Origin of the sequence: Gramella sp. KN1008 (genome assembly GCF_004332155.1) — a bacterium.
Taxonomy (GTDB): domain Bacteria; phylum Bacteroidota; class Bacteroidia; order Flavobacteriales; family Flavobacteriaceae; genus Christiangramia.
This window is the reverse complement of record NZ_SJDV01000003.1, coordinates 419,738-434,271: the sequence shown is the minus strand read 5'-3', so window position 1 is coordinate 434,271 and position 14,534 is coordinate 419,738. Positions and strand designations below refer to the sequence as shown.

Sequence of the window (14,534 nt, the reverse complement as noted above, 5' to 3'; positions counted from 1 at the left end):
TTTTACAGGGGTATAGCCCACTTCAGCATATGCTGCCAGCCTTGGAAATATCTATCTTTCCATCTCGGCTACAAATGGGATCCATTCACTCCACATCTGGCTGCCTGTTCCTAGAATTAAAGAATGGTATTTACTTTCAAGCCCATCTGCCGACTCTTATACTAAACATTCCTGCTTAATAACATTAAACTCAAACCTCTATACTTATATCTCCGTTACAATATATTTTCCGTGATAAGCTTGTGCTCCAATAAGTTCATGTAATTCATCAAAATTATTTCTCGTAATATGTCCCTGAGCCAAAATTTCAATTTCATCTCCTGCCAACTGTATCATTTCCTTCAATATATCTGCTCCTTCAAAAGCATCATCCTTTCCTCCAGAAGTAAGTACGGTAGTGATCTCTTCAATTTCCAATAATTGCTTAAGGGATGCTACAGGATCTGGCGTACTATCAATCGCTTTATGTATAACAACCTTTAAAGGATAGGACTCTTTCGCCAATGATTTTATTACTTCAACATTCAATGTGTTGTCCATATTAAGAATGCCGAAAACCACCCCTTCTACTCCAATCTTTTTACATAATCTTATACTCTCCCTCATTTGCGCTAATTCATCCTGACTATAACAAAAATCTCCTGCCCTCGGCCTAATCATTACTCTGATAGGGATATCCAGAGCTTCCTTAGCGGCTCGTATTAAATTTTCTGAAGGGGTAAGCCCTTCTACTGCCAAATTAGAGCAAAGCTCTATTCTATTAGCTCCCTTTGCCTCGGAATTTAGTGCATGTTCCAAGTTTTCAACGCAAGCTTCTATAACAATTCCTTCCATTTTCTATTTTATTAGTTCAGCGTCTTTAATTATCTAAAAGGTTCCATTTAACTAAGCTATATAAGCCTTTACGGATTACTTAGTATCATCAGTCTCTTTATAGAAATTTATCCCCTGTAAAGTCCACCTTTGCTGAAGTTTCTCAAGAGAAGCCTGAAACCTTTCAAAGTTTTTCTTTTTTACCGGCGTCCAACCAACTTCGGCATATGCTGCCAGCCTTGGAAATATCTGTCTTTCCATCTCGGCAACAGAAGGTATCCATTCACTCCACATCTGGGTGCCTGTTCCAAGAATTCGTGAATGATATTTACTTTCAAGCCCATCTGGCACAGGGTCAAATGCATATGATTTTGAAAGAGGCGTCCTTTCGTAAGTATAGTCAAGATAAGTATCCCAATGGTTGGAATTCACAACATCATAACCTTCCTGTACCGCTCTATTGATAAGATTTAAATCTCCTTTCCAGAAGTGAACAATTGCAGATTTGGCTAATTTCTGTTTTATAAGTTCTGGATCCTGTTGCCTTTCTTCATGAATGTCATCTCCTAAAATCTCATTCCATCCCATCATACGTTTTCCTGCCTTATCAATATAGTTAGACATCTGATTCGTAAAAAAGATTTGTAAATCCACCTCAGACTCCAGGTCATTCTGCTTCATAAATCTTTGTGCAGATTCGGATTCTTCCCAGGCTTTAAAATTAACCTCATCACCTCCTATATGTACCACGTTACCGGGAAACAGAGCAAATACTTCATCCAAGACATCTTTAAGGAATTGTACCACATTCGGATCGGCAATATTAAAGGAGTCGTCCATTTTTCCAAAAACCACGGGTACCTCTGTGGTGGTTCCTAAAGAACCTAACCACGGATACGCTGCCACTGCAGCCATAGCATGTCCAGGCATTTCAATTTCGGGAACTATCGTGATGTGCCTCAGTTTTGCATAATCTATAATTTCCTTTATCTGTTCCTGAGTATAAAAACCTTCATGCGGTTCCCCAGTTCTCTTCTCACTTTTTCTTGATGCCTGAGTATCTTTTCGTTTAGATCCAATTTCAGTTAACCGGGGATATTTTTTAATTTCTATTCGCCAGCCCTGATCATCTGTTAAATGCCAATGAAAGGTATTCATCTTTAAGAGAGCCATTTGATCCAGAAGTTTTTTTACTTCCCGGGATCCTTTAAAATGTCGGGATTCATCCAGCATAAAAGCTCTCCAGGGAAACCTGGGAACATCTGTGACTGTGAGAATGGGAATCTCAATTTTTTCTTTTTGTTGAGTAAACTCAAAAGCTGAAGGTAAAAGTTGACGTAAAGATTGAATCCCGTAGAAAACCCCTGAAGATGTAGCTGCATTTATTGAAATTCCTGATAGACCGACTTCAAGTACATAACCTTCCTTACCTAAATGTTTATGAAGATCAGGTTCAATTTCCATTTCAATACCCTTTCCCTCAGGCAAGATTTCCGGTTTGATCCCTAAACCTTTACCAAGAATATCAGCAAGAAATTCTGCTTCATTCTCAAGAGCCTGAGGAGCAATAATATTTACTCCCTTTTCCAAGGAAAATGAACCTTGGCCATATTCAATTTGAGATGGTTGGGGAATGATTTGAACATTTTCCTGCGCAAATGCCGAATTGAAATTTACGGCAATAATGAGGATTATAAAATGTGAGAATTTCATAAGCTAAATTGTTTTATTTCTTTTACGATATTCAAATTTGACGCAGTATATATTAAGCCTTATATACCACTTCACCGGCTTTAATGGTTTTTAGAAGCCTGATTTTCCCTGAAACTCGTTTAAATATAATCAGATCAGCTTTCTTGCCTTCTTCCATTCCGTATAAGTAATGCTTCCCGAGTAATTCCAGAGGTTTAAAAGAGGCCATATCCAAGGCTGTTTCTAAGGAAGTAATTTCTGAGTTTACTAAATGATCAATACAGTTAAGAAGGGATCGAGCTGAACCTGCCAGCATCTTAGGCTTATCTTTCATAAAAAGTCTACCTTCTGAATTCAACTCTATTGCTCCCCCAATATGACTGGAATATGATCCTGGTGGTAATCCCGCAAATTTTGTGGAATCACTTACCAGAATGCTTTGGCCTTCTTTAATTTTAAGAAATACTTTTAAAAGAGCCGGGGGCAGATGAAATCCATCAGCGATAATACTGGACCATAATTGCTCTGAAGCCAATTGCTCCCAAATATAATTAGAATGCCGGGGAAGCATCAGGTGGGTAGCATTCCCTAAATGAGTAGATAATCTGGCTCCGGCCTGTACTGCATTTCTAATTTGCTCTTCATTAGCATTGGTATGACCTATAGCAACCAGGATCCCGGAAGACCGGCAGCACTTTATAAAGTTCACTGATTCTGGCCACTCCGGAGATATCGTTATCATTTTAATTCGTCCCCTGGCTATAGTTTGCCATTTATTAAGAAGATCCCAATCTGGAGCTTTTATATGTTTTAAAGGATGAGCCCCTCTGGGACCATCTTCCGACGAAAGAAACGGACCTTCCAAATGGATACCGCTGATCGTCTTATCTATCAAAGAATGTTTTTCACATGCCTGTTCTATTGTTTCCAGAGTAGCACAAATATTTTCATCACTATTTGTGATTAAAGTAGGAAAGTAACTCGTGACCCCAGCTTTCCATAATTCTCTGGTAACCAAAACCACGCTATCAACACTTAATCCTTCTTCATTGAAATCAACACCCTTGAAACCATTAATTTGGAGATCTACAAGTCCGGGACATATCATATTATCCGTTTGCAGTGTCTTATCCAACTTAATTGAAGCTATCAGGTCCTTTTCAAAAGTAATTTTGACAGGATTATTAGTTTTATAGTGAACTCCATTTAGCATATCTCCTATTCATTTAAATTTTAATGATTCCTGTCTAAATTCAGATGTAATTTTTTAATTTCCGAAGGAACCTTCTTCTTATTGAACAGACCGAAAACGATAAACAATGTCAACGAAACCAATGTAGGACCACCAATTTCCAGGGCAAGAGTATTGACCGGAAATAACTTGAGCAAAATGAAGGTAATTAATCCACCCAATATGGAGGCTATAGCAGCTGTACCATCACTTTTGGCGAAGCTGGGAAGCAAACCTAAAATCATAGGTATGGCAATTGGTCCTAACAGAGCTGCAAACCAGGAAATAATAAGACCGAAAACTCCTCCAAACTGACTTGAGTTTATAGCGGTTATAATGGTTAAAATAGTAAAACATAGTGTGGTTATTCGTGCCAGGCGTAGACTTTTCTTATAGGAAAACTTCCTTATCCCCGGAAATATCACTGGTAAAATGTCACGGCTTATCACTGCAGAAACCGTATTGGAATCTGAAGCAGTCATAGAAAGTGTATTTGCGAATAATGAAGCCAGGACCAGGCCAACAAGACCACTAGGTAAAAACTCTTTTACCATAACACCATACGATAGAGTGGGATCGGAAAGCTTCTCAAAAAATATAGGAGCTGCGAACATAGGGTATAATAAGAGTAATGGCCAGATAAAATAAAGCATGGAAGATAAAATGGCCGCTTTTCTTGCAGTCTTTCCTGATGAGGACGAAATAAACCGGGTTGCAAGATTCCATGTACCACCACTATAACTAAAGAAATTAATAATAAGGAGGACTAATGCAAAAAGCACAGTATATGGCTCATTGAAAAAATTAGAATGTTCCGGGGGTAATCTATCCCACATACTAAAAATCCCTTCCACCCCATCTCCTAGCTTTAAGATGATCATTACAAACATGGTAAGACCCGCAAGTAATTGCACCAAAAACTGCCCAAAATCATTCCATACATCTGCCCAGAGACCACCAATAGTAATATAAATTAGTGAGACTGTACCAACCAGTAATATCCCGAAAGTAATTGATACACCGCTAAAAACATTCAATAGAACTGCAATAGCCGCTAACTTACCTCCCGTATCAAAAACTTTTATAATTGCTCCTGACCAGGCAATAAGTTGCTGAGTAGTTAAATTATACCTCACCAATAAATATTCTGTGGGCGATTGGATACCTGCATATACTCTAAGACGAGACCATCTTGGAGCTATATAAAAAGCCGCGATCATGGTAGCAATACCTACGGTAAAAGCCCACCAAACGTAAAGTGTAAATCCATGAGTATAAGCAATACCTGCATACGCTACGAAGACGGCTCCGCTATAGCCTGAAACATGATGAGATATTCCTGATAACCACCAGGGCAATTTACCTCCTGCAGTGTAAAAATCGGCAGAATTTTTTACTCGAAAATAAGCCCAACCTCCAATGCCCAACAGCATTAAAAAATATATTGATAAAACTATCCAGTCCAGTAATTCCATAAATCTAGTGGGGGTTTATTTATTCGTATGGGAGTTGAGGTGGTTACGGCTTATCAAAAATAGAACTATCTCACTTTTGCAAGCCTGTTATAAAGTACCTTAACAGGTTGAATTCTCAATTCATTTTGCTCTTCAATCTCTGCATCATATAAGAAACCCTTATTAAGCTTACAGAACCTGTCATTTAACTTTTCTGCATCTGCCAAAATATGGTCTAGATCTTTCAAAAGTTCTGAAGACTGATCGACCGAAAATTCTTTTGAATTATACCTGGCTTCCACCTCCTTAAAATCCAAATAGTGCATTCTTAGGTCTGCCATTAATTTAAAATGTTCAAATTCCTCATTATGCTTCTCAGGATCAACTTCTTTTAACTCATCCCTTATTTTACCATATTCCTCTTTCATTTCAGAAATACTTGAACTCCATACCGGTTTTCCATTCACAATTTGTTCCGGTTTATAAAATAGAAAATTCAATAATTTTTCGATTTCTGCTGAGGTAAGGCCAAAGCGACTTTTTGCATATTCAGTAACAAATGTTTTGGGCTCTAAAGGCTCTTTTGTCTTTAAGGAGTGAGCATAGCTAGCCAGTAGAATCCTAAATCCGGAGAGAGGATAAGTATTACGAAGTTGAACCATATCTATTACATCGTATCCCACATCCCAGGTAAATCCATAAACTCCACTGGTAGACCATGAAGTCATAACCATTCCTTCATAATCAGATTTACGGGCATAAGGAATGAACTCCTTTTGATTTTTAAAATGAATTGGCCAGTCTGTAAGATACCAATTGTCAGGATGGCTACGTAATGCCGGGGATCCCCAAAAAGAAAAACCCAGATTTTGCAACGCAGGTATATCTCCAAAATGATTTATTTTCCATCCATAGTTCCAATCAACAAAAATTGTTTCTTTTGGCATTTCTTCAGCTGCTTCCGGATGCTTCAGTATCATATCTGCCCACATCACCGGTTTTTTACCCAAATCGATCACGAGTTGAGCAATTGTTTTCATATAGTCAACAAATAACTTAGAGGTGCCAACTTCAGCTACTTTTTTACTGCATTCTTCACATACTCCCAATAGACGAGTTTCATCCCCTCCTATATGAATATAATCAGAGTTATGCATCTGAGCCATATCTGAAAACATTTCCAAAAACAACCCCTTAGCTTCAGTTATTTCCAAAGGACATAATTGAGAAATATCCTTACGATCTTCTTTAAGATGACTGTATCTTGGATTTCTTAGAATATATTCCACATGACCTAAACTTTGTTGAAGGGGTATGACCTGAATTCCCAGAGATTCACAATGCTCAACAAAGTTTTTTATTTCTTCCCGGGTATATGACAGCTCATTAGCAATAGTGGCGTGGTTCTTAAAAGGATAGGTCGCCTCATATTCCATAATAATAGTATTCATGCCTAATTGGGAAAGCTCTTCGGCAAAATCATTCAGTGCCGTAGGAGTCATTACCTGAATACGCAGGTCCAGATGAAAACCTTTTACATCAAAATCATCAGGATTGTCAGAGTTTTGCGCCCATGAATTGCTGGAACATAAAACCATTAAACAGTTAAGCAGGAGAACGTAAACAATAGACTTAAATCTCATAATCATTTAAATGTTTTATTTTCAATATCAATCTGTGCATCTTCTATTTCTTTATAGGAATCTGTATCAAAATAATATGAACAATTGCTATGTGTAGTTAATATGGAGGCAGGACATGCTGTTGAAACCGGCTCATTGAAAGTCTTGTAAACCGCCCTGCTTTTATTTATACCAGGAACTACACAAAACAGATTATTACCATTCATAAGCGCTGGGATAGTAAGGGTTAGAGCACGTTTGGGAACCTCATCCAAAGATCTGAAGCATCCATCGTTTACTTGTTGCATACGACATTCCTGATCCAGTTCCACAACTTTTAAAATTTCAGGATCCTTAAAGTCCGCGACTGGTGGATCATTAAATGCAATATGACCATTCTCTCCTATTCCAAGACAAACAATATCAATGGGTGCCTCTTTAATTAATCTGGAAAACCTTTCCACTTCTTCCTGGACCGGATTATTTGGATCAATAGTATGAATCTTTTTTAATTCTACTTTAGAAAAAAGATGTTTTTCCAGATATTTTGAAAATAATTGCGGAGCGTCATCCGGTAGACCCAGATACTCATCCATATTAAAAGCGACAATCTTCTTCCAGGTAATCTCTGATGAACTGGATAAATATTCCAACATTCCATCCTGAGAAGGAGCCGCCGCAAAGATTATTCTAATGGTGTCCTTATCTTTCTGTAATTTTAAAATACATTTTTCTATCGCCTTACCCGCAGCTATACCTGTTAACTTATATGTAGGAAAGACATTTACGTCCTTATTAAAATCTAACATGTGGCTCTTAAATTAAATCACGGAGTTAAGGGTGTTGGTGTCGGACTTCTTTTTCCCCACCAACAGCCCTTCTCCAAAGAATCTCTTTATTAATTACTATGAATAACTTTTACAAAAATCAGGATACCTAATAAATTTCGATATGATCTATAATCATTTCGGCTTCCTGATTATTTGTGGGTTTTTCACCCCTGAACAGCCATAAGTTTATTTTTAGCCTCTCATCACTATCTGGAGGAATATCATTTCCAGTGTAGGTCCAGGTATTGATGACGTCTTTCGGTTCCGGTTCTAAAGTAAAACCCTGGTAACTGGCAAATTCGATTTTATCGGGTTGCCAGTTAAAGAAATGGGTTGATAAATTACCGTCCAAACCAAGGTCATATCTTACTTTATTTCCAGAAATATGCGATGGTTGCACTGCAAATTGCGAATCAAGTTTTTCAGGATCTGACCATCTGGAAAATTCTATGTCAATTTCTTCTTCATCATTCTTGTAGGTGAACAGACCTCCTACCACATTTGGATCAAGTTGATCCACTCTGTTGGCTACATAAAAGACATACTTATTATAGCCGTAAGAGCGTCTTAAGGTCACACCCGAGCAATACCACACACCACCTTTTTGAACAATCTTTAGATGTAATCGCCCATCGTCATCAACCCACACGTTTTCTTCAGAATCTGAGAAATAATTAGGTCCGGGGCCCTGCTTACCATTTCCTGAGGTTCTAACTACCCATTCGTAACCCGAAAAATTAATTATTCGAGTAGTCGGTTTTACAGTTATCTCTTCAACTTCCTGGGATTGACTGCATGAAACCATCATGATCAAGACACCAGTTAAAAGTCCAAGTATTACTCGTTTTTTCATTATTATCCTGCAATACATTTCCAAGCTCTATTTTATTCAATGGTAATTACCATCTCAAAAGGGTCTAATCTTGAGCCTGCACGATCTCTCGCTGATAGAACAAGCTTATCTTCAGAGCCCGAATTATCGTTTATGTACAATAGATTCATTACTTCAATATCTTTTTGCGTAAACCTATCACCCACTTGCAAGATATCAGCTCCTCTTATAAGCCACCCATGTTGAGGTGTTTCTTCCACTTCAAATATTATATCTTCAGGTGCAGCTCCAGAAATTTCAAGGATAGCATTGCTGAAGGCATAAGCTTCTCCTTTTCCAACAGTAAATCCGGTATTGGTTTCAATCTCCAGTAAATTATCTCCTGAAGCAATCGTAGCAATAAGCATAGGCATATTAAAGTCGGTATTCTCTTTTGAGGCAAATTCATCAGTCTCGTCAGTTCCAGCTTCTCCATCCAGCATTAAGCTAATACGTTGTTTTGATTCAAGATCATTGAAATAATCGGTAATGTTAAACTCAAATGTATTGATCTTAGAAGTAGTTAGACTAGCAATCGGATCTTCAGTATCCCCGGGTAAAGTGGCATTATCAAAAGTTAAACTTGATTCTTCCCACAAGGTGTCATTTACTGAATAAAGGTCCAGACTTACGCCTTTAGCTCGGGTATATTTTACGGCGAGCTCCAGTTTCAAATCTGTTATCACCCCTTCTTCATCAAAGTCTTTTAGATCGAACATGAGGAAGGATTTCCTGTCATAATCGCCATCTCCAGTAACGTTTTTAACTTTTAAAAGGGCATCCCCTCCAAAGTTATCTCCCGATTTGCTACCTCCATTTATATAAGTATCATGAATAGGGAAAATAGTATCTGTTTTAACAGAGGGGTCCGGCGGGGATAAATCTCCCATGGGTGCAGAAAAATAAACGATAGATGAAACCACATGCATTGCACCATTTGTAGGTTGCAGGTTGGAGGTTACAATTGTCCATTGTTTACTAGTTCCTTCGTTAACAACCCCCTGAAAATTACTATTATGGGATAAGAACATAGTTTGTCCATTCTCAGTAACATAAGGAATGGGGTTATTACTTTCCATAAGATCCGGATCTGTAAATAACACTACGTCCTTTACGATATGGTACTTAAGAGCATTACGCAAGATTGGAACCGGCACTTCCTCTAAACTAGTATAGGAGTTAGAGTTGAGATACTCCTTAAATGCAGTGTTTGTGGGAGCAATAAATGTCTTTGCTGAAGTTCCTGCATAGATATCCTCAAGATCAGCAATTCTTACTGCTTGTTCCAGCATCACTAATGAGTCGTGCGACTGAATATAATCCCAGGCCGTTACACCCAGTTCCCCGGTGATACCGGATTTTTGATATTCAAAATTTTCCTGTATTTCACAACTAAAGAATATACCCAGGCAGATTCCTATTAATGAAAATTTTATGATGTTACTATTTTTCATCCTCTGTAGTTTTTAATTTGAACTATCTCTAAAACCTCTTAAGGGATAATTATTGATAAAAAGAATTTTGTTCAAGGTTTGGGTTTCTGTTTAATGCGTCTTCATGAATAGGCCATACCAAATTACCCTCATCACTCAAACCGTTTATAGGTTGCATAACATCTATAGCCCTTCCTGTTCTTACAAGATCAAACCATCGATGTCCTTCAAAAGAAAGTTCAATCAACCTTTCATGTAAAATAGCAGATTCAACATCTCCATACATGGCGATTGCTTCCGCCTCATCCAATTCAGACAAACCAGCTCTTTTCCGGATAACATTTAGTAACTCAAGTGCCTTTTGAGTTTCTCCTAATTTATTTAGAGCTTCTGCTTTAAGTAGCATTATATCTGCCAAGCGTATTAAAACGATATTATTGGAGGAAGGTTCAGGACTCTCATCGTCAAACCCTTCTCCGAAAAACTTCCAGATTTTACGAGGCTGCTCTGCTGAAATATCATAGATAAGATTTTTCCTAAGGTCATCATCTTCAAATGAATTCCGGAATTTATCACTTGGAAAGTAATCACTATCTGAACCCAGCGCATACAAGACACGTAATGCATTGGTTTGAGTTTCATCATAACCTATTTCAAAAATACTTTCGTTGGTATAACCTGTAGTGAATATCCTGGACCAGTCGTTTATAGACATCAAAGAATAAAGACTGTTATTAAGAACCTTGTCTGCCGTTTCATTAGCATTCTGGTAATCTTTTCTCCACATATAAACCTTAGTTAAGAGGGCATTTGCACCTCCCTGGGTTATCAAAATCCTATCTTTCGCTCCACCATAGCTTTCACGGCAATTCTCTACTGCGAACTGAAGGTCTGCCACTATCTGGTCCAGCACTGCTTCTTTATCAGTTCGTTTTATGAACAGATCCTGTTCACCACTCTCATAAGGCTCAGTAATCAATGGCACATCACCCCATATACGCACAGCATAGAAATAAGAAAGGGCGCGAAGTGCTCTGGCCTGCCCTACTAGCTGCAAACCAAAATCACCATCGGTTACCTGGGGTATATATTTAATAGCATAATTTGCCCGACTAATGGTTTCATAAATGGAATTCCATCTTGCCGAGTTAATGGTTCTACTTAGTGTATTTTGCTGTAGCACCAGAGGATCTCCCGAGTGATTTGTATTAACAGCATCGGCGCGTCCTTCCCCCCAATATGCGAAATTCACACGAAAGGTAGATTGAACCGCATCATATATGCCATATACGCCTGCCTGCGCATCACTGGTTGTCTTATAAAATCCCTGAGCAGAAAAACTACTTACGGGTTCTTTATCCAGGATATCCTCTGAACAGGAAAGCACACTGAATAGGACAATTGTAAATAATATTTTTTTCATTACTTTCATTTTTTTCAACATTAAAATCCAAAATTTAACCCAAAAATAAAGGTCCTGCTTTGAGGGTAAGAACCTTCATCCACCCCGGCACGCAACCCGCTGTAAGAGTTTACATCAGGATCAAAACCGGTATATTTCGTCCAGGTTATTAAATTTGATCCGGTAACATAAGCATCAAGTCTCGCCAGGCCTAAATGACCTATAAGTTCACTTGGGAATTGGTATCTAAGATTCAAATTTTTCAACTTTATATAAGACCCGTCTTCTACCCATCGACTCTGAACCCTGCTATCGCTTTCTAAAGGATCATCGCGAACTGGTTTTGGGAAATTGGTCACATCTCCCTGTTCCCTCCATCTATTCAAAGCATCTGTAGACAGGTTGTTGTATCTAACCACAGAGTTTCTCTGATGGTTGATTTCACTATAAATATCGTTACCATATGAAAACTGGAAAAATACGCCCAGACTGAAATTTTTATAAGAGAAATTGTTTGTAATTCCCCCATAGAAATCAGGAGTGGCATCCCCTATAATCTGCCTGTCATCACCATTAATGATATTATCACCATTAACATCATCCCATATAGGATCTCCTCCTTTAAATTGTTTACCTAAAGCTCCATAAGTAACTCCATTTACATTATCCTCATCCCGGGCATATACCCCATTAAATTTCCAGCCATAAAAGGTCCCTATTGGCAAGCCTTCTTTTAATATATGGTATTTACCATTCTGTATATACCCATTCGTAAGAAGATCGTCCGGTAGATCTGTTACAACATTACGGTTGGAGCTAATATTAAAGTTAGTATCCCATTGAAATTCCCCCACAAGATTACGGGTGTTTAGAGTGAATTCCACACCCTTGTTTTCTATACTACCAATGTTCTGAGTTATATATGAAAAACCGGTAGTTCTTGGAATAGGAACATTATAAAGCAAATCATCTGTTTGCTTTAGATAGACATCAGCACTAAAAGTCACCCGGTTTCTCCATAAGGCTACATCCAATCCGGCATCATACTGTGTGGTTGTCTCCCAGGTTAATCCGGAATTAGGCATTACACTTGGAATAGCCCCCGAATTGTCTAAATAATTAGCACCCACTGCAAATTCACCTTGCGAAGTATAATTTCCTATAGATTCGTTACCTGTTTGCCCTACACTAAAACGTAATTTCGCATCATTGACCAACCTGCTATCCTGTAGAAAGTCTTCTGAGAATCTCCAGCCCACAGAAGCAGAAGGAAAATAACCAAATCTATTATCCTTTCCAAATCGTGATGAACCATCAGCTCTTAGGTTAACTTCGGCCAGGTACTTACCTTTATAATCATAAGACACCCTTCCGAAATAAGAGAGCATGGAATGTTCAGTAATTATATTAACCTCCTGGTTGGAAATAGTTCCTGCTCCATTTAAGGTTCTTATATTATCACTGGAAAAGAACATTCCATCCAAACCTGTTCGTTCATAGTTCCATTTCTGAAAACTTAGTCCGGCAAGCGCAGATAAATTATGGATTTCATTAAATTGATTATCATAGGTAAAATAAGTCTCATTACCCCATGTTAAATTATTAATAGCACGTACTGCACCGCTATTATATCCCGGACGATAATCCAGTGTAGAAGGAAGAAACTCATCTTCTTTCATGGAAATATAATCCAGGTTAAGATTACTTCTAAGCTTAAGGCCTTCTGTAAATTGATACTCAACATATTCATTACCGATTATTCGGTTAGTTTTATTGAGATGTGTAGCCAGTTCAGCTAAACCTACAGGATTTCTTTTTCCCCATTGATATCCATTCAAAGACCCATCAGGAAGATACATAGAATAAGACGGCGGACGGATTAACAATTCCCTCACCACACTTAAGTTTCCAGATCCTCCGGCATTAATACGATTGTTAACCCCATTTGTATAGGACAGGCTTTGTCCAAATTTAAGCTTATCGGTAGCATTGAAATCAACGTTCAATCGCGACGTAACCCGCTTATAATTGGAATTTAAAATAATTCCATCCTGATTAAGAAAAGAGGAACTCCATGCATACTTCACCTTATCAGAGCCACCTCGCACAGAGAAATCAACCTTATATTGCGGAGCTACACGCAGCACCTCATCCTGCCAGTCAACATCTCCATTATTCCTGGGACTTAATGAATCTAAGACAGCATATGTTGGCTCAACCGGGTTATCCATATTCTTATAAGAATCTATGATAACCTCTCTATATTGACTCGCATTCAACACACTTAATTTCCTGCTAATTTCACTAACTCCGGTAAAAGCATTCACATCGATTCTGGCTGCGCCTTCCTTACCGCGTTTTGTAGTTATCATTACAACTCCATTCGCTGCCCGGGAACCATAGATTGCAGTTGAGGCTGCATCTTTTAAAACCTCGATAGATTCTATATCTCCCGGATTGATATCTGATAAAGGATTCAAGCCAAAATTTTCGGTTCCGTTTAAAGAAGACAAACTATTGGATTCAATTGGCACTCCATCCACAACATATAATGGATCATTACCAGAGTTCAAAGAAGAATTCCCTCGTACTCTAATAGTTATAGCCCCACCCGGAGCTCCAGAGTTAGAGGTCACCTGCACTCCTGCTGCCCTCCCCTGCAATATGGAGACCGGATCCTGCTGATTACTCTCTGCAATCTCTTCACTTCCAACCGAAGCAATAGAACCTGTTAAATTTCGTTTCTTTTTCCTACCGTAACCAACAATGACTAATTCATCAAGCTCATTGGCAGCAGGATTCAAAGAAACATTAATTTCAGTTTCGTTCCCTACGATGACCTCTCTGGTTTCAAATCCCAGAAAAGAAAAGGTTAAAACATCCCCTGGAGTAACTCTGTTAATTGTATAATTTCCGTCAATATCAGAAGAAACCCCATATGAAGTTCCTTTAAGTATTACATTCACACCCAAAAGAGGCTCTCCTGTATCGGCACTTGTGATCTTTCCCGATATTGTTGCTTCCTGAGCAAATGCCGTAGCAGAAATGAAACACATTAATAAAACAGGCAAAACTACCTTAGGCACCCACCTAAAACTTCTTTCAAACCGTTTCGGGTATTTATTAGACTTCTGGTTCATAGTTAAAAATTCGTTAATTTATAATAATGTTCAACGCAACAATTGG

General features: G+C 38.3%; 10 protein-coding genes. All 10 read right to left on the bottom strand.

All coding sequences use genetic code 11. The features are described from left to right. Positions 1 to 204 precede the first annotated feature (204 nt). The 10 genes from EZJ28_RS07825 to EZJ28_RS07780 all read right to left on the bottom strand — a co-directional run bounded on the left by EZJ28_RS07825 (position 205) and on the right by EZJ28_RS07780 (position 14,488). Complete coding sequence (locus EZJ28_RS07825; protein ID WP_131396567.1) at positions 205 to 834, bottom strand: copper homeostasis protein CutC; 630 nt, start codon at positions 832 to 834, stop codon at positions 205 to 207. A 75-nt stretch (positions 835 to 909) separates the two neighbouring features. After that, positions 910 to 2,526 (bottom strand): beta-N-acetylhexosaminidase, encoded by a 1,617-nt coding sequence (locus tag EZJ28_RS07820; RefSeq protein WP_131396565.1) that lies wholly within the window; start codon positions 2,524 to 2,526, stop codon positions 910 to 912. A gap of 52 nt (positions 2,527 to 2,578) precedes the next feature. Continuing rightward, positions 2,579 to 3,718, bottom strand: a complete 1,140-nt coding sequence (locus EZJ28_RS07815) for an N-acetylglucosamine-6-phosphate deacetylase (protein WP_131396563.1) — start codon at positions 3,716 to 3,718, stop codon at positions 2,579 to 2,581. Between the two features lie 20 nt (positions 3,719 to 3,738). After that, positions 3,739 to 5,211, bottom strand: coding sequence for a sodium:solute symporter family protein (locus tag EZJ28_RS07810; protein ID WP_131396562.1), 1,473 nt, complete (start codon positions 5,209 to 5,211; stop codon positions 3,739 to 3,741). A gap of 65 nt (positions 5,212 to 5,276) precedes the next feature. Continuing rightward, positions 5,277 to 6,833, bottom strand: a complete 1,557-nt coding sequence (locus EZJ28_RS07805) for a family 20 glycosylhydrolase (protein ID WP_207388440.1) — start codon at positions 6,831 to 6,833, stop codon at positions 5,277 to 5,279. Between the two features lie 2 nt (positions 6,834 to 6,835). Continuing rightward, on the bottom strand, positions 6,836 to 7,621 hold the full coding sequence (locus tag EZJ28_RS07800; RefSeq protein ID WP_131396560.1) for a glucosamine-6-phosphate deaminase: 786 nt from the start codon (positions 7,619 to 7,621) through the stop codon (positions 6,836 to 6,838). Positions 7,622 to 7,748: 127 nt separating this feature from the next. After that, complete coding sequence (locus tag EZJ28_RS07795; RefSeq protein WP_131396558.1) at positions 7,749 to 8,495, bottom strand: glycoside hydrolase family 16 protein; 747 nt, start codon at positions 8,493 to 8,495, stop codon at positions 7,749 to 7,751. A gap of 32 nt (positions 8,496 to 8,527) precedes the next feature. Continuing rightward, positions 8,528 to 9,967 (bottom strand): DNRLRE domain-containing protein, encoded by a 1,440-nt coding sequence (locus tag EZJ28_RS07790; protein WP_131396556.1) that lies wholly within the window; start codon positions 9,965 to 9,967, stop codon positions 8,528 to 8,530. Between the two features lie 49 nt (positions 9,968 to 10,016). Further along, positions 10,017 to 11,369: a RagB/SusD family nutrient uptake outer membrane protein gene (locus EZJ28_RS07785; RefSeq protein ID WP_207388439.1), complete on the bottom strand. Its 1,353-nt coding sequence runs from the start codon at positions 11,367 to 11,369 to the stop codon at positions 10,017 to 10,019. A 20-nt stretch (positions 11,370 to 11,389) separates the two neighbouring features. After that, positions 11,390 to 14,488, bottom strand: a complete 3,099-nt coding sequence (locus EZJ28_RS07780; RefSeq protein WP_207388438.1) for a TonB-dependent receptor — start codon at positions 14,486 to 14,488, stop codon at positions 11,390 to 11,392. Between the last annotated feature and the right edge of the window lie 46 nt (positions 14,489 to 14,534).